Annotated in this window: 6 protein-coding genes; 5 read left to right on the top strand and 1 reads right to left on the bottom strand. The window is 37.7% G+C overall.

Features of this window, described 5'->3' with window-relative positions:
- Window positions 1-1,912: 1,912 nt before the first annotated feature.
- Window positions 1,913-3,112 carry a pyridoxal phosphate-dependent aminotransferase gene (locus FBR08_RS11905; RefSeq protein WP_158962912.1) on the bottom strand — a complete coding sequence of 400 codons (1,200 nt, stop codon included), beginning with the start codon at window positions 3,110-3,112 and terminating at the stop codon, window positions 1,913-1,915.
- Between the two features lie 208 nt (window positions 3,113-3,320).
- Here FBR08_RS11905 and ccsA point away from each other — a divergent pair, with 208 nt between their 5' ends.
- The 5 genes from ccsA to FBR08_RS11880 all read left to right on the top strand — a co-directional run bounded on the left by ccsA (window position 3,321) and on the right by FBR08_RS11880 (window position 19,096).
- Complete coding sequence (gene ccsA, locus FBR08_RS11900; protein ID WP_158962911.1) at window positions 3,321-6,491, top strand: cytochrome c biogenesis protein CcsA; 3,171 nt, start codon at window positions 3,321-3,323, stop codon at window positions 6,489-6,491.
- A gap of 490 nt (window positions 6,492-6,981) precedes the next feature.
- Complete coding sequence (locus tag FBR08_RS11895; protein ID WP_158962910.1) at window positions 6,982-12,123, top strand: T9SS type B sorting domain-containing protein; 5,142 nt, start codon at window positions 6,982-6,984, stop codon at window positions 12,121-12,123.
- Window positions 12,124-12,188: 65 nt separating this feature from the next.
- Window positions 12,189-13,115, top strand: a complete 927-nt coding sequence (locus FBR08_RS11890) for a PorP/SprF family type IX secretion system membrane protein (RefSeq protein ID WP_158962909.1) — start codon at window positions 12,189-12,191, stop codon at window positions 13,113-13,115.
- An 18-nt stretch (window positions 13,116-13,133) separates the two neighbouring features.
- Window positions 13,134-15,047: an OmpA family protein gene (locus FBR08_RS11885; RefSeq protein WP_158961933.1), complete on the top strand. Its 1,914-nt coding sequence runs from the start codon at window positions 13,134-13,136 to the stop codon at window positions 15,045-15,047.
- A gap of 395 nt (window positions 15,048-15,442) precedes the next feature.
- On the top strand, window positions 15,443-19,096 hold the full coding sequence (locus FBR08_RS11880) for a T9SS type B sorting domain-containing protein (protein ID WP_158962908.1): 3,654 nt from the start codon (window positions 15,443-15,445) through the stop codon (window positions 19,094-19,096).
- Window positions 19,097-19,143 lie beyond the last annotated feature (47 nt).

Genomic DNA, 19,143 nt, shown 5'->3' with positions numbered 1-19,143 from the left:
TTATTCGTCTTAAAACAAAAAAAACCTGAAGTCACTAGACGCTTCTCACGCTATTATTTTTCTATAACAAAAATCCACATTATATATATATATTGCGTTTCATTTTATTAGCAAGGACGACGTTCCAATAAATTGAATCCAATCTAAAAACATAACAATCAATACTTTACAAAAAACAAAAGACATTTGTTGTTTCATTTTCTATACGCACTAAAAAAAAGTGCTAAAACATGATATAAATCATATAATTAAATTCTCCATTGTCCTTTTTACTTATTCAAAAGAGTAGCAGAGGAGAACACATGCTCTTTTTCATTGACAAAAACAGAATACTAAAGCGGTAAACATGGACAATAACTGAATATTATTCGAAAATCACCTCTTCTTCCATTTGCATAAAAAACCATCCATTCACTTTTTCTTTTCCACTGTCTTTTTAACCCCAAAGTAGCATTTAATCCGCTCCTACTAAAAAAACAACCTTCATATTTACCCGTTAAGCGACTTTCTTATTTTTTTAAACACTAGACACATTTAACCACCTAATACTCTTATAGCGCGCTTTATTGTGCGTATTTTTCATTTGAGTCGTGTTTACTAAACTCCTATTACGTCAAAACAAATAGTATAGTATGTCGCATAATGTGAAGTGGTGAGGTGGTGAGGTGGTGAGGTGGTGAGGTGGTGAGGTGGTGAGGTGGTGAGATGATGAGATGGTGAAATGATGAGATGGTGAGATGGTGAGATGATGAGATGGTGAGATGGTGAGATGATGAGATGATGAGATGATGAGATGATGAGATGATGAGATGATGAGATGGTGAGATGATGAGATGATGAGATGGTAAGATGATGAGATGGTAAGATGGTAAGGTGGTGAGGTGGTGAGGTGGTGAGATGATGAGATGATGAGATGATGAGATGGTGAGATGATGAGATGATGAGATGGTAAGATGATGAGATGGTAAGATGATGAGATGGTAAGATGGTAAGGTGGTGAGGTGGTGAGGTGGTGAGGTGGTGAGATGATGAGACGATGAGATGGTGAGATGGTGAGATGATGAGATGATGAGATGATGAGATGATGAGATGATGAGATGATGAGATGATGAGACGATGAGATGGTGAGATGGTGAGATGGTGAGATGGTGAGATGGTGAGATGGTGAGATGATGAGATGGTGAGATGATGAGATGATGAGATGGTGAGATGATGAGATGGTAAGATGATGAGATGGTAAGATGATGAGATGGTAAGATGATGAGATGGTAAGATGATGAGATGGTAAGATGATGAGATGATGAGACGATGAGATGGTGAGATGATGAGATGGTGAGATGATGAGATGGTAAGATGATGAGATGGTAAGATGGTAAGATGATGAGATGGTAAGATGATGAGATGGTAAGATGATGAGATGGTAAGATGATGAGATGGTAAGATGATGAGATGGTGAGATGGTGAAATCGAAACGAAGTGTAGATTCATCGAACTCCAAAATAAAATATAAAATAGGAAAGAAGAAAGAAAGTGAGAATTCTAAATATTGAGAATTTATACAAAAAAGCGAAGAAGCAAAAAAACAAAAAAGCCCTTACAAAAAAGCAAAAAAAAAGAAACACAGCGTGTGCTAAGTGTTGCTTTTAGGTAAGCTTTGAGTGTAATTCCATTAGCCTGAAGGCACCTTGGACATTCCTTGGACAAGCCTTCGACAAAAAGGCTGTTTTTCCCCGTATTCTCCAGGGAAAGTCGAGGATAGGTCGAGCAAAAAGAAAGAGGAATCAAAACTTGGTACTAAGGAAACGCAAATAGGGAGCTAGTAACAAGAACAGTTATTCACAGCTATATCTTAGATAAAGCCAAAAAAAAACCACGTCGAAACGTGGTTTTGTCTAAATTCTTCTAAAGGAAATTATTTTTCGATAGTTTGATACACTTTCAAAGCTTCTTTTAAAACTTCGGCTGAGCGAATCAAATCTTCTTTCTTTAATACATAAGCCATACGCGCTTCGTTTAATCCTACGCCTGGTGTAGAATAGAACCCAGCTGCCGGAGCAATCATTACCGTATCCCCATTTAGGTCGTAGTCTTCTAGTAACCACTTCGCAAAATGATCGGCGTCTTTCACTGGGAATTTAGCCACACAGTAAAAAGAACCATTCGGAACGGTTACTTCTACTCCATCGATTTCTTGTAGTGCTTTAATAAACACATCACGGCGCGCTCTGTACTCTGTGATTACTTCATCAAAATACGATTGAGGGGTATCTAAAGCTGCTTCTGCGGCAATTTGTTCAAAGGTAGGAGGAGAAAGACGCGCTTGAGCAAATTTCATTGCTGCATCCATTACCTCTTTATTTTTAGAGACAATACATCCGATACGAGCCCCACACATGCTATAACGCTTAGACACTGAATCAATCATAATCGCGTTATTGGCTAATTCTGGCATACTCATTACAGAAATATGTTTAAATCCGTCATACGCAAATTCACGGTACACTTCATCGGCAATTAAAAACAAATCGTGCTTAATAACCAAAGCAGCCAATTGCTTCATTTCTTCTTCTGAATACAAGTATCCCGTAGGGTTGCCTGGATTGCAAATTAAGATTGCTTTTGTTTTGGGCGTAATCAATTTTTCAAACTCACTAATAGCCGGTAGAGCAAATCCTGTATCAATCGTCGACATCACCGGAACAATGGTAACACCATTTGAAATTGAGAATCCGTTGTAGTTAGCATAGAAAGGTTCTGGAATAATAATTTCATCACCGGGATCCATCGTGCTCCCCAAAGCAAACATCAAAGCTTCTGACCCACCCGTTGTGATGATAATATCCTGGGCATTCACATCAATTTGGTGTGCTTGATAATACTTTGCTAATTTGATTCTATAACTTTCAAAACCTGCAGAATGACTGTATTCAAGAACCTTAATATCTGCATCTTTTACTGCTTGTAAAGCGTCGACTGGCGTTTTAATATCAGGTTGACCAATGTTTAGGTGATAAACATAATGTCCTTTTTGTTTTGCTTTTTCAGCAAAAGGAACCAATTTTCTAATCGGAGACTCAGGCATGTCGATGCCTTTTTGAGAGATTTTTGGCATGGTTAATTTTTTATTAATTCACTAAATAGCGACCAAACCTTGTTGATTTTTTAATCATCGATCACATGAGGTAAAGATCTGTGCAAATTTAATTTTTTTTACGCATAAAAAAAGTTATTTTCAAACCTAAATAATAAGTTAAATATACCCATTTACTGGGCATTTTGGTTATTTTTGTTCCATTATAAAAACAACGTATCAACAACTCATGGATAAAAAAATCATATCTTTTTTTTCCTCAACCCGATTAATGGCTGTTCTTTTCATTGTATTTGCAGTAGCCCTTGCCCTGGGAACTTTTATTGAGGATCGCTACAATACGACAACCGCTAGGATTCTTATCTATAACACCAAATGGTTTGAGTTAATTATGTTCATTTTCCTACTTAACTTTATAGGAAATATCAAGCGCTACCGCTTATTGTCCAAAGAGAAATGGGCAACCCTTATGTTACACGCCGCCTTTATTTTAATCATGATTGGTGCCTTTATTACGCGCTATATCAGTTTTGAAGGTATGATGCCTATTCGCGAAGGGGAAACGGCAGATAGCATATTCTCAGATAAGACGTTCTTAACAGTTATGGCTGATGGGGAATATGAAGGAGAAACAAGAAGACGTACTTTTGAAATGGATCAATACTTCTCTCAAGTAACGAACAACCACTTCAAAATGAAAAAAGACTTCAATGGTATTCCCTTTGAAGTTGAATACAAAGACTTTGTAATGGCTGCTGAAGAGGTAATCGAAGCAGATCCAAACGGAACAAACTTCTTGAAACTCGTTGAATCTGGTGATGGTGAACGTCATGAACACTACCTAGAAGAAGGAAAAGCAGCGAGTATTCACGGTATTTTATTCGGCTATAACGCTCCTACAGAAGGCGCCATCAACATTACCTCCGAAAATGGTGAATTCTTTATCAATTCTCCTTTTGAAGGAAATTATATGGTCATGGCTGATCAATCTACAGGAAATGTAACAGCCAATGAGAAACAACCTTTAAATTTCCGTTCTCTTTACACCATGGCGGGTACGCAATTTGTATTGCCTGAACTACCGATGAAAGGAAAAACCACTGTTGCTTCAAATGGTGATTTCAAAGATCAGATGACTACGGATGCTTTGATTGTGACTGTTCGCGCTCAAGGTCAAGAAAAAGACGTTGTATTAAAAGGAAAAGCAGGAAGAATGGGCGAACCTCAAGCGATTCAACTGGGTGATTTAGAATTCACCTTGCTGTATGGTAGTAAGGTTTACACAACTCCTTTCCAAATACGCCTGAATAAATTTATCGCAGACAAATATCCAGGTACTGAAAAGAGCTACTCTGCTTTTGAAAGCCAAGTAACGGTTTTAGATGGCGAAAACTCTTTTGATGCGCGTATTTACATGAACAATATTTTAGATTATCAAGGATACCGCTTCTTCCAAGCGCAATTTGACCCAGATGAAAAAGGAACAATTTTATCTGTAAACCACGATTTCTGGGGAACTTGGATTACATATATCGGTTACTTCTTCTTATATGTAGGTTTAATTTGGATTTTATTTGACAAAAATTCGCGTTTCGCTGATTTGAGACGCAAATTAGATAAAATTAGAGAGAAGAAAGCAGGAATGCTAACGGCTCTAGTTCTCTTATTCTCTTTAGGAGCTTCTGCACAGCACTTACACGCACCTGCTAAACCTTCTGCAGCAGTTATTGACTCCATTATTCACGCCAACGTCATCGACAAAGAACACGCCGCTAACTTTGGTAATTTGGTGATTCAAGATTACGGTGGACGCATGAAACCCATCAATACATTCGCTTCAGAATTGTTGAGAAAAGTGTATAAAAAAGAAAACTATCAAGGATTAACTCCTGACCAAGTTTTCTTGTCTATCACCCAGTTTACAATCGCTCAACAAATGGAAGGAGCACCTAACTTCTGGTACTTCGCACCCATTATTGAATTGAAAAGAGGAAATGATAAAATTGTTGAAGTTTTAGGTTTAGAAGCTGGTAGTAAATACGCTTCATTTGTTGACTTTTTTGACGACAAAGGAAACTACAAACTTTTAAAATACGTAGAAGAAGCCAACCACGCTAGCGTAAAGAACCAATTCCAAAAGGATTACTTGGATCTTGATGGCAAGGTCGCTTTATTAAATGCAGCTTTTACAGGGAGAATTTTAACCATCTTCCCTATCCCTCAACACGACAACGACAAATGGATTTCTCCTTTGGAGTTAAATGAATCAGGGATGACGGGAATGGATTCTACCTTTACAAAAAACATTCTTTCTCGCATGTATGTTCCTGCTTTATTTGAAGCAAAACAAACACAAAGTTACGCGAAAGCAAACGAGTATTTAGAACACATCAATACGTTCCAACACTCGTATGGAAAAAGTGTTATGCCGTCAGATAACAAAATTAAATTTGAGATTTTATACAATCAATACGATATTTTTAAAGCCTTGTATAAATACTATATGTTGGCTGCTGTTCTTTCGTTTATCTTTATTATTTGGACGATTTTAAAACAAAGTAAGTTTGCCAGTAAGATGATCAAACTAGGTCATATCTTAACGCTTATCCTCTTTGTTACTCACACCTTAGGTTTAGCTGTACGTTGGTATGTTTCAGGACACGCTCCTTGGAGTGATGCCTATGAATCGGTAATCTATGTTGCTTGGGCAACTACTTTATTTGGACTTTACTTTGGTAGAAAATCAGAGCTTACCATTGCCTCTACAGCCTTTGTTACAGGTATGATCTTATGGAGTGCACACTTAAACTATATGGATCCAGCAATTTCCAACTTACAACCGGTATTGGATTCGTATTGGTTAATTATCCACGTAGCCATTATCGTTGGTAGTTATGGTCCTTTTACTTTGGGGATGATTCTAGGGATTGTATCGTTAATTCTAATGATTCTAACCAATAGTAAGAACAAGAAAAAAATGGATCTAAACATCAAGGAAATCACGTATATCAATGAGATGGCCTTGACTGTAGGTTTAGTACTACTAACCATCGGAAACTTCTTAGGTGGACAATGGGCCAACGAAAGTTGGGGTCGCTATTGGGGATGGGATCCAAAAGAAACCTGGGCTTTAATTAGTATTATGGTTTATGCTTTTGTTATCCACGCTCGTTTAGTGCCTGCCATGCGCGGTACTTGGTTATTCAACGTATTCAGTGTATTCGCCTATTACGCCATTATGATGACCTACTTTGGAGTTAACTTCTACTTAAGCGGATTACACTCGTACGCTTCTGGTGATAAAGTAATTACTCCTGCTATCATCTGGTGGTCCTTAGCATTTGTAACGCTAATCAGTGTGCTATCCTTTATTCAGTATAGAAAACACTTAAAAAAATAAATCCCTTTTTATATATAAAAAAAAAGCTACTCCTTATCGAGTAGCTTTTTTTTGCTTTTTACCTTATTGCTTTTGTATTCTGTTGGGGTACTTGATCAATTTCTACTGTGCTAAGTTTAACAGCGGATTCAAAATGAAAGAAAATGCCTTTTCCTCACAACACAACAATCACGCCTAATGCCCTATATATCCTACTGAATACAAAAGATACATGCAGTTACATTTCAGCCAAAGTTGAAGTATAAAGCTATTCTTGTACAGTACACACACAAAACACAAGACAATGTTAAATAACACTACTTAACATTTCTTTATTATTCCTACAGTTTCCTATCCTAATAAGGATAAAATTCAAGCATTCTGAAGAATAAAAATACTACTATTTTTTATTTCTAAAATATCGTACCAATTACACAACTACACCTAAAATAACATACAGATAATTTAATTTAATTTAGACCAGTTATAAATTAAATCAATTGTATTTATTATGAAGTACCCCAAACGGATTGGTACTTGGCTTATTGTTGCTGCATTAACAATACCAAGTGTAGTATTCTCTGAAACCTTTTCAAATTTATTTATCCCCTCCATTACTCCTATAGATGAATCTACAGAAATTGAACCTCCCCCAAATACGACAAGGAACTTACCTAATATCATAGTACACGAAACCTTTGAAAACAATGCTGTTGGATGGGAATTTGCTAATTCGCATACCAATAAATGGTGGGTAGGTTTTCCGAGTGCATTACGCGCTGAAAATGAACCTAATCACGGCTTATACCTTAGTAATATTGAAGGCCAATTTTCATATACGCGTGAAACCAGAGCAGTTTCACACGTATATAAAACAATCCAATTACCCGCTAACATAAACGATATCACAGTAAGCTTTGATTGGTTCTGCGAAGGATATGTTGACACAGATTGGATGTTAATGATCGAGGAACCGATGGATTATATGCGTGTTTGGATTGTTCCTAGTTCGTACACCCCTCAAGCAGATCAAGCGATTACGGTAGCAAATAGCGGGGGTATTAATTTAAATAACAATCGCTATGTTTCAAATTGGAATCTCTTGCATGAAAATCTAACTATTAACTTAGGAGATTTAGCAGGTGAAGAGATTAAATTTGTGTTTGAATGGACCAACGGTATAGTAGGTTGGCCTATGAGACCCGCTGCTATTCGAAATTTAAAAATAGATGCGATTCCCTGTAGACCCGTAACGCAATTTCCATTTGTAGAAACCTTTTCCCCTACCTCTACTACGCGAACTTGCTGGACAATTACCAATCAAAATGAAGATAATCGCAGCTGGTTATTCAAACAAGATCACACAAGAAATGAGGAAGATGAACGCATTACAACGGATGTTGTTTCATTGTATACATTGGGAACTGAGGGAGCTAACGACGATTGGTTGATTTCTCCACAAATTAACTTAAATGGAAACCAACGGCTGAAATACACCTACAAAGTAACGGATGCTAATTTACCCAATGCAATGTCAGTTAAGCTAGCTACGGCAGGGACTAATCCGACTAACTTCACTCATACCCTTGTTGCTTCTCGTTTATACAACAATACGGATTTTAGAGAGGATGTAATTGAACTACGCGATCCTCAAGGCAATTTATACTCTGGCGCAGTCCATATTGGCTGGCACGTTCCACAGCAAGATACAGAAGGAAAAGAAATTATGATTACTAACGTAATTATTGAAGATATTCCCCTGTGTTCCCCTCCTACTTCATTTAGTGTAACATCGTCCTTCATTCAATGGGACACGACTCCACATGCAGAGCATTGGGAAATCGTAATTCAACCTCTAAATACTGGTATTCCTACAACAAGTGGAATAAACTGTAGCGAGCCTAAATACAACATTGAACATTTGACTCCAAATACAGCTTTTGAATATTATGTTCGAACAAGCTGTATAACTTCAGCAGGTCAGTCTATTGTTTCTGATTGGCAAGGGCCAAATCACCTACGTACTCCAATGATTCCGGTAGTCTTACCTTTTATTGACAACTTTGAAAACACACAGGATTACGGCATCATCAACGATTCCATCAACAAATGGACCATAGGCAATGTAGTCAATCACGGTGGTAATAACGCTTTGTATATTACAGGATATAGTGAAGATTATAATTCTTATGCAACTACAATCAAACAAGCTTCTCATCTCTATAAAGATTTTATTGTTCCTGCTACAGTACAAGATCTATTAGTAACCTTTGATTGGAGAAATATGGGAGAAAGGGAAACAGACTTCTTTACTGTTTGGTTAACACCTACCTCTTTCACCCCAACAAAAGGACGCAAAATACAGCCACTTACTAGTGAATTTATTCAATTAGACGCCAATGCTTTTTCAAATTCATCAGATTTTCAATCTGCCGAATTACTGCGAAATATACAATCGTTAGCTGGTCAAAACCTACGTTTAATTTTTGAATGGGTAAACAATCATCGAAATGGTATTCAGCCTCCTGCTGCAATAGACAACCTCAAGATTAAAGCTACACATTGCGCAAGACCAGACAACGTACAACATTCAACAATCACACAAGAAACTGTTTCGCTTTCCTGGACAAACGCAACGGACATTGATCTTTATGACCTATATATCTCTACCTCGCCTACTCCACCCGCAGACAATACTGCTGCAACACATTCTCAAATAACCAACCCTTATAGGGTAACAAATTTAGAATCAAACACCCGTTATTATGTCTGGGTACGCTCCTCTTGTTCGAATACTAACAAGAGTTTCTGGATAGAAGGGGGAAATTTTATCACACAACAACAACCCGCAACCTTGCCGTTGAATGATGGCTTTGAAGCTCGACTAAATTGGAGCACGGATATAAAAGCAATTAACCAATGGTACAAAGGCAATGCAACGGCAAATAACAGTCGTCATGCTATTTACATTTCTTCCAATGAAGGTATCACCAACGAATATCATGTAGAAAAAGCAGCTGTTGCACATATTTATAGAGATATTGTTATACCAACAGATGTGGCAGAACTGACCATCAGTTATGATTGGAAAAACAAAGGTGAAATTTCAAGAAATAATCCCAAAGACTATTTTAGACTTTTACAAATCCCTATCGATTCAATACCACAATCAAATAGTAAAATAGAAAACAATAGCATCATTGCGACAGTAGGTAGAACCCTTCATGTAAATTCAACTGGATGGGAAACTACCCACACAACATTAGATGTTCAGGAATTTCAAGGCCAAACAATTCGCCTAGTATTCGAATGGATAAATGACGATAAACAGGGGGTTCAAACTCCTGCTGCTATTGATAATTTTAATGTACAAGCTTCTACTTGCTTAAGTGTTAAAAACCTGCAAGCAAACCGTGTACGACATACGGAAAATGTTAGATTAACCTGGACTCCTCAAGGAGGCGAAACAAAATGGGAAGTTTATACCATTGAACAAGGTGCTCCTGCTCCTACAGGCACAACAAGAGGGATTATCGTTGAACATACTCCCACATTACTGCTCGAAAATGTAGAAGCAGGTCAGTACTTTGAATACTATATCCGTGCAATTTGCGAGGGTGAAACAAACGCCTCACTTTGGACAGGCCCTGCTAAATTCTCCTATTTTATTCCACCGATGTGTGTGGATTTAGAAGGTGGAATTTCGGATATGCCTGTGTCAGAAAACAATACATACATTATTTGTGAACAAGGCCCTGTAACCAAACAGCTTGAAGCCCGTTATACTCCCATCAAAACAACAGATGATTATGTAGTTGAATCGATTGATTACGCTCCTCCATTTCCTTTCTTTGGTGGCGATTTGATTGATTTAACACAAGATGATTATTGGTCTCCAACCATAGACCTAGGTTTTAACTTTTGCTTCTATGGCAATACGTATGATAAGGTCTTAATCGGAGCAAATGGCATGATAACTTTTAGTATTGCAGGAGAAGTAGAAAATGGTCGTTATGCACCAGAAAGCCACACTCCTTGGTCATTTAATCAAAATATTCCTTTTAATCCAGAAGGAAATCGAGGTCCCTTTGTCAATACTATATTCGGAGTTATGCAAGATTTGGCACCTAATTATTCTCCTGAAGACTATTCGGTAAACTACCAAGTATTAGGTACCTTTCCTTGTCGCGCACTTGTATTCAATATCTACCACATGGGCTTGTTCTTTAATTCCTATAACCCTAGTGATATTGAAGGAAGTACCCAAACTTCACAAATTGTCTTATACGAAGGAACCAATATTATCGAGGTTTACGTAAAAAACAGACCAATCGCTGAGGATTTAGGTTGGGGAGCACACAATGGTAGTCGTGGTTTATTAGGCATACAAAATGAAGATGGGACTCGAGCTCATTATCCTGGAATGTACCCTAATGATACTATTTATCGAAATACAGGAGCCTGGACAGCCACCAATGAAGCTTGGCGTTTTACCCCCAACGGTGAAGTTGCTGTTGACTTTAAATGGTATAAAAATGGAGAAATTTATGCAGAAGAAGAAGTCATCAACGTTGAAATAACTGAATCAACCAATTACACTGCTAAAGCGATTTACAAAGCTTGTGAAGGAAACGAATTGGTTATTGAACGCGTTTTTAACTTTCTTAAACAGGATTTTAATTTAGAGGATATATCCGATTTACACTTATGTAACAGTAAAGGGAAATCAACGCATATTGAAGTTGAAACCTTACGAAACCATGTTCTCTCTCACTTAACCAATTTTAACCCCGAAGCCTTTACAATTGAATTTTACAAAGATGAAGATTTGACGCAAATAGTCAAAGGCAGTATCCCTTTACAAGCAAATCAACGATTCTATGTTAAATTAAACCATATTATTACTTCTTGTTTTCAAGTGAAATCTTTTGAAGCTATTCGCATTCCTGCATTATCCATAACTGCACTATCTGACATAACGGCTTGTGAACAAATCGTTCTCCCTAATTTAAAAGAAGGAGAAGGTTACTTTACGCAAACAAGCGGACAAGGTAAGTCTTATCAAGCAGGCACTACTTATGATATTACTGGAAAATCAACCTTGTACATTTACAAAAAAAATCAACAAGGTTGTGAGGCAGAAACATCCTTTAACATTACACTGTACCCTACAATCACAGCAAATACAATTGAAAATCAATTTATCAATTGTGATGATTTTTTCATCCTACCTGAGCTCTCAGAAGGAAATAAATATTTTACACTTCCCAATGGACAAGGGGAGGAATTATTTCCTGGAAAGGAAATAATAGAGCCTACGACACTCTATATTTATGCACAAAATGGAACTAAACAGGCATTTTGTTATGATGAAACTAGTTTTACTATAAACTTTGAAAACTGCAACATTCCAAAGGGAATTTCACCAAATGGAGATGGATTAAATGATTCATTTGATTTGAGTAACCATGGAATTGCAAAAATCCAAATTTTCAACCGCAATGGAATTGAGGTTTATTCTCATGGTTTAGGTTATAAAAAGCAATGGATGGGACAAGATAAATCAGGCAATAAATTACCAGCTGGAACTTATTATTATATCCTTATTTCTCATGGAAAACAACGTACAGGTTGGGTGCAAATTAATTATTAAAAGCATAGTCAACTGTGTGTAAAAACACACAGTTGGCTTTAACTAGATCAAAATTTAAATCGTATATGAAAAGAATATATTTAACAGTAGGGATGCTGAGTTTACTTAGTTGTCTTGAGGTGCAAGCGCAGCAGAATCCGCAGTATACGCAGTATATGTACAACATGAGTGTTGTAAATCCTGCTTATGCTGGCTCAAAGGATGCTGTTTCAATGGGAGCATTGTACCGCAAGCAATGGGCCGGCTTTGATGGGGCACCTGAAACGGGAACTTTTTTCATCAACAGTAGAGTAGGAAAAAAAGTGGGTGTAGGTTTGTCTTTTATCAATGATCGCATCGGTCCGGTTACGGAGAACAACATTTACGGAGATTTCTCTTATACTTTAGAGTTAGGAGGAGTTCACAAGTTAGCTTTGGGAATCAAGGCAGGCGCAACGTTCCACAGTGCCAATCTATTTTCTGATATTGGCGATGGTTATACGATTGACGCGGGTGACCCTGCATTTGGTCAAGACAGCAAATCGACCTTATTCAATGCTGGAATTGGAGCGTACTACTATACGGATAAATACTTTATCGGATTAGGGGTGCCCAACATGATAAAAGAATACTATTTGAATTACGATGGGAAGAACTTTGGTCAACGCGAGATTCACCTGTATTTGAACGGAGGATATGTCTTTGACTTGGATCAAGATTGGAAATTAAAACCCTCAACGATGATCAAATACGCGATGAATTCACCAGTATCCTTTGATTTGAATATGAATGTGATGTACCTGAACAAGATTGAAGCAGGAGTTAGTTACCGCTTAGAGGACGCTGTTGGAGGAATGATTAACTACCGCGTTACCCCACAGCTTCGCGTCGGTTATGCATATGATTACATCACATCGGATATCAACAAAGTAGCCAAGGGTTCTCACGAGTTTATAGTGTTATACGACATTTTCTTGTCTAAGAAAGTATCCAGTTCCTCTCGTTATTTCTAATCGAATAAAAAGTACAGCATGAAAATAAGAAAGGTTTATTTAGCACTGTTATTGGGTGGATTTTTATTCACTCAAAATGTTAGTGCCCAAGAGCCAATAAAAACTCCTTTAGAGATTGCAGATGAGCATTACAAGCACTACGAGTTTGTAGATGCAGCAAAGGTTTATCAGAAGTTAATCCGCGGGGCGAAGACAGATAATTATATTTATTTACAATTAGCGGATTGTTATTACAATGTGTTTAATACGGTCGAGGCAGCAAAATACTATGGCAAAGCTTTAGAAAAGAACCCAGATTTAGATTCTGAGTTGTACTATCGCTACGCACAGATGTTAAAAGCTAGTGGACGTTATGATTCGTCCAATGCGGCAATGCGTAAATTCTCAGAGCGCAATCCCGAGGACCAACGCGCTATCGCCTTTATGCGTGAGCCGGATTATATTCCTCGCTTACGCGCACAAGAGGAGCTTTTTACCTTTGAAGAGTCTGGAATCAACGACCGTCAAGGGAATGATTTTGGCGCCTTTTTAACGGTAGGAGATACGCTTTATTTTGCCTCTACGCGCAAAGGCAATAAGTCTAAGAACAAATACGGCTGGGACAACCAAGGGTATTTAGATATCTTTCAAGCGAAATACAAAAACGCTGAAGATCCGTTGTATGATGTAGAACCCGTATCGGAGTTGAACACGAAGTATCACGATGGACCAGCTACAGTAACAGGAGATGGTCAGACGATGTACTTTGCTACGGAGAGTTTCCGCGCCGGAAAGTTTACCAAGAACAAAGCTAAGTTGGTAAAGCTTGGTAAGGTTAGCGTATTTAGAGCTACGAAGAAAAAGGGTAAATGGACGGATTTCGAACCTGTACCGTTCAATGGCAGCGATTACTCGGTAAGTAACCCAAGTGTGAGCAAAGATGGACGTACGTTGTACTTTTCATCTGATATGCCAGGCACCATGGGTAGCACAGATATCTGGAAAGTGGATATCGATGAAGAGGGTAACTATGGAACACCCGTGAATATGGGTAGCCAAATCAATACAGAAGGACGCGAATCGTTTCCTTTTATCTCCGAAGAGGGCAAGTTGTACTTTGCTTCTGATTCCCGCAAAGGGTTTGGAGGATTGGACGTTTACGTAGTAGACTTGGCCATTCCCCAAGCAGAACCGAAGAATTTAGGATCGCCGATCAATACGGCCAAAGACGATTTCGCCTTTTCTTTTTACCCCGGTAAAGACATTGGATTCTTCTCAACGAACCGCATTGGTCGCGATGATATTTACAAAGCCAAACCAGTTTGTAATACGGAGATGTATGTGACGGTAACACACAAGGATACCGGACAGCTTTTACCAGGAGCTCGCGTAGATATTTACGACGATCGCAAGAACTTAGTTGAGACGAAGTTTGCAGATCAGCGTGGAATTGTGGAATACGTTGTAGATTGTGGTAAATTTTACCACTTACAGGTAGACATGGATGACTTTGAAGGGAAGTCGGTAGAGGTTCCATTGAACCGCAAAGGAGGTCGTCAATTAGTTCAGGTTGGCTTGAGACCTATTGAAGTACTCGTGACCAAAGACGAGATCATCCTAGGAGAGGTTTATTTTGAATTTGACCGATTCAACATCACCCAACAAGGTGCTTTGGAGTTGGATAAATTGGTAAAAGTAATGAAGCGCAATCCACAGATGCGCATCAAGGTAGGTTCTCATACGGACAATCGCGGAAGCGCGACGTACAACCAGAAGTTGTCTGAGAATCGCGCGAAAACGACGGTTCAATATGTGTTGTCAAAAGGCATTGAAGGCTATCGTTTAGAATCACAAGGCTACGGACCAAGTGTACCGAAGATTGATTGTAAAGCGAACTGCACCGAAGAAGACCACGCCATCAACAGACGCAGTGAGTTTGTAATTTTAAAATAGTTTTAGTTAGTTTTTTTTAAAAGTCCTTATCGCTTTTAGTGATAGGGGCTTTTTTATTTATAGTTTCCGCATTATTATCAAAAATAAAACATTAAGCCTACCTATTCAAACCTTTTTAAGGTCTAAAACCAAACAAAAAAAACAAGAAAACACATTTTTACTTTAATTTATGAAAAAAACGAGATTCTGAGTCATTCCCTATTTTCATTAACAACAATTACCCCATAATTAATCAAAACAGATGATATCTATACTGTTTTTAGACCAAAACCATAAAAAAAATACCAAAAAATCACAGAAAAATGATTTTAGACAAGAAGCACACCTCTCAACTTGTTAATTTTTTTTACAAAAAAACATATATTTGAAAACTAACAAACAGTAATCTAACTAACATGAACAACATCAAAGTATGTTTTTATTCTCTATTATTTTCTTTGTTTCTTTTTGGACAACAGATTGTTATAGGGAAGGAAAAAGATCCGCATCCAACTTCGTCTAATTCTTTAAGACCATTAACCATCCCCACATTCACTACCGACAGAACACCAAAATCTTTACCCTATTCTGAGGATTTTGAAGGTGATATTGATTTTGGCTATTCAAATACGACAGTAAATAAATGGACTGTAGGAAATGCTATAAACAATGGAGGGAATAAGTCAATGTATATCAGTAATGACAATGGAATTAGCAATATATATGACCTCTCGGGTACTCAAGTCACTCATGCCTATCAAGACCTTATTATTCCAGCAGGTACAACTAATTTAGCGATTTACTTTGACTGGAGATGTTTAGGTGAAGGTTATTCTATCCGCAGATACGATTTTTTTAGAGTTTGGGCAGTTCCAGCTGACTTTACTCCAGTAGGTGGAAGTCAAATTACTGCTACTACCAATAGAATTCGACTGGGTCAAAGCGAATATAATAATAGCGCTAGCTTTACGCATGCCTATATTACCATGGAAAATGCTGCTATTTTTGCGGGTCAAAATATGCGTTTAGTATTTGAATGGAGTCAAGATAGTCGCAATGGAAACAACCCTCCTGCAGCAATAGACAATCTTGAGGTTTCTATTCTTGAATGTGCTGCACCTCGTGATTTAAGTATTACCGCTACGGGAGAATCTAGTCTAACTGTTAGTTGGACACCGGCTACCAGTCAATCTACATATGAAATCTTTTATAGCACAACAAATACACGTCCTGGTACTAACAGTACAGGTAGTGTACAAACAACAAACATTCCATATACAATCGAAGGGTTACAACCGAATACCGTTTACTATATTTGGATACGAACGCGTTGTAGTAATACAAATAAAAGTACGTGGATTCCTATTTTAGGACAAACAGATCAAGCCCCTGCAACGACACCTTTTCAGGAGGGTTTTGAAGGAGATAATAATTGGACCATTATCAGCAATGCGGTGAACAAATGGACCATCGGTACTGCCATCCACAATGGTGGAACCCAGTCTTTGTATGTTTCAAAAGATGAAGGACAAACGCACAGCTATGATATTCTTCAACCTGCTGTAACACATGCCTATCGCGATATTGTAATCCCTCAAACTGCCATTGAAGGTACCTTTAAATTCGATTGGCTTGCCACTGGAGAAAGAATTCAAGATTACTTTAAAGTCTGGATTGTACCACATAGCTATAATCCTCGATTAGGTCAGCAAATAATACCAGGTTCAAATCGTTTACAACTAGGCGATACTTACGCTCTACAAAATTCATTTATAACCCAACAAACGCAAATTGACTTACTCCCTTACGCAGGTACAACCATTCGAATTGTCTTTGAATGGAGGAATAATGCTAGTAGAGGAACTCAACCTCCTGCTGCCATCGATAACATCCAATTGAGTATTTCAAGCTGTCTAAGGGTTACAGGGGTAAACGCTTGCGTTGCTGCAGACCGCATTAACTATGGCTGGGATTCTCAACAAGGGATAAACCAATGGGAAGTTGCCCTAGAAACGACCAACCTTCCTGAACCCAATGCTGATAACATCATTCTCGTAGATCAACCTAACTATTCTTTTACAGGACTTACTGTAGACACTACTTACTATTTCTATGTACGAAACGTTTGTGATGCCGACAATAAAAGTGCTTGGAAAAAATTAATTAGCACAACAAACAGTATCAATATTCTTGACGCAGCTCCATTCTGTGCTGGCAGTGAAGGTATAATTTTCCCGAACACCAATACCAACAGCGGTGTGGAAGAATTTCCTTATGGTGAAAATTTTGAAATTGCTTGTTTAAACTCCGTTCCATACCCAATTTGGTATTTCTTAAAAATAGACCAACCTGGTGATCTCGTCTTTGATATTATACAAAGTGAATCTTTTGATGCGAATGGCAATCCAACGGGCAGAGGAATAGATGTAGATTTTGTAGCCTTTGGTCCTTACGACAACCTAGAACAAGCGTGTATAGAATCAAAATTAGAGCCTTGTCCATTAAATGTAAACTGTGAAAATAACACAAACAACCCTACTTTTTACCCGTATGGCAACATCACCGATTGTAGTTATTCTAGAAATAGCACGGAAACTTTCACCATACGCAACGCGCAGCAAGGGCAAATTTACGCGGTTCTCATTACTAATTTCCGCGGAATCCCAGGCTTTATCAAATTAGTTCAAAAAAACATTGGAGAAGAAAATGCAGGTTCAACCGATTGTGATTTTTTATGTGAACTAGACTTAGGAGAAGATCAATATTTGTGTCCTGGAACCAATTCATACGAAATTACAGCTGTAATTTCTACTGTTGGGTCTACAGAAGAAATAGAATACACTTGGTTTAAAGACAATCAACTGTTAGACCCCACCGTGTTTAATACCAACAAATTAATTGTTTCTGAAACAGGAAGATACCGTGTCAAAGTGACAAAAGATGTCTGTGAGGAAAACCCTGAAGATGAAGTTTTTATTCAATTCTATGAAGAAATCGAACTTAACTTACCAAAACAGATCTTTTTATGTGATTTAGAAGAGGTAGGATATGCTTTATTCGATATTAATTCAGTCATTGAACAAGCGCTAATTGAACATCCTGAATCAGAAACTTTAAAGGTAAAATACTATCATTCTCTAGAAGATTTAGAAGCAAAAACCAATGCATTTGAACCTGGTGAATCCTATAAATCCTCAGGAAATGAAACTGTTTTTATCGCTATTTATCGCACTAACAATGAGAGTTGTTCCACGTATTACACCCTTGATTTAAAAATAAGAGAGAATTCAAAGCCTACGGTCGATTTTTCTTATGATGCTCCAGTTTGTATCAATAATTATAACGATCTACCTATTACTGCCGACCCTAATTTTACAAGTGGAGGAACCTTTAGTTATCAAGTTATTCACAGTACTGACCACAATAAAGCGGGTGAATTGGTATTAAATGAAAATACAGGAACAATAGATGTCGCTTTTAGTTCACCAGGTACATATGAGGTTACTTATTTGTATAAAACACCAGAAGGTTTCTGTGGTAGTGATAGTAGTCATACTACTACCCTAACTATTTTCGATCGCTTGGCTATTGATTTCACGGGCTCTTGCTCTAATGAAAGTTACCAATTGAAAGCTATCGATGTGTTAAACACAATAGAGGAAAAAACAACTCTATACAATTGGACTGGTCCAAATGGTTTTACTGCTGATACGAAAGAAATCACAGTATCCTCGGAAGGAGAATACACCCTTTATATCAAAACAAAAGACGGTTGCTATGAAGAAGAAACGATTCGTATTCAACAAGGTGAAATTAATTGTCTAATACCAAAAGGAATATCTCCTAACGGTGATCAAGTGAATGATAGTTTTGATCTTTCTAACTATGAGGTAATGAGTTTAAAGATATTTAATCGATACGGAAGTGAAGTCTACTCCCATGGTTTAGGTTATAAAAAGCAATGGACGGGTCAAAATAAATCGGGGAATCAATTACCATCAGGAACCTATTATTATGTGATCGAAATAGCACAGCAAACCCTGACAGGTTGGGTACAAGTTAATTATTAATACACACAGGCAACTAGGTGTACGATTACATCTAGTTGCTTTTAAAA

Source organism: Myroides fluvii (genome assembly GCF_009792295.1).
Lineage (GTDB): Bacteria > Bacteroidota > Bacteroidia > Flavobacteriales > Flavobacteriaceae > Flavobacterium > Flavobacterium fluvii_A.
Note: the sequence above shows the minus strand (reverse complement) of the source record. Positions and strands in the feature narration are given on the sequence as shown.

Coding starts and splice junctions, on each gene's coding strand:
- FBR08_RS11905 (WP_158962912.1), bottom strand. CDS start 3,112: ATGCCAAAAATCTCTCAAAAAGGCATCGACATGCCTGAGTCTCCGATT.
- ccsA (WP_158962911.1), top strand. CDS start 3,321: ATGGATAAAAAAATCATATCTTTTTTTTCCTCAACCCGATTAATGGCT.
- FBR08_RS11895 (WP_158962910.1), top strand. CDS start 6,982: ATGAAGTACCCCAAACGGATTGGTACTTGGCTTATTGTTGCTGCATTA.
- FBR08_RS11890 (WP_158962909.1), top strand. CDS start 12,189: ATGAAAAGAATATATTTAACAGTAGGGATGCTGAGTTTACTTAGTTGT.
- FBR08_RS11885 (WP_158961933.1), top strand. CDS start 13,134: ATGAAAATAAGAAAGGTTTATTTAGCACTGTTATTGGGTGGATTTTTA.
- FBR08_RS11880 (WP_158962908.1), top strand. CDS start 15,443: ATGAACAACATCAAAGTATGTTTTTATTCTCTATTATTTTCTTTGTTT.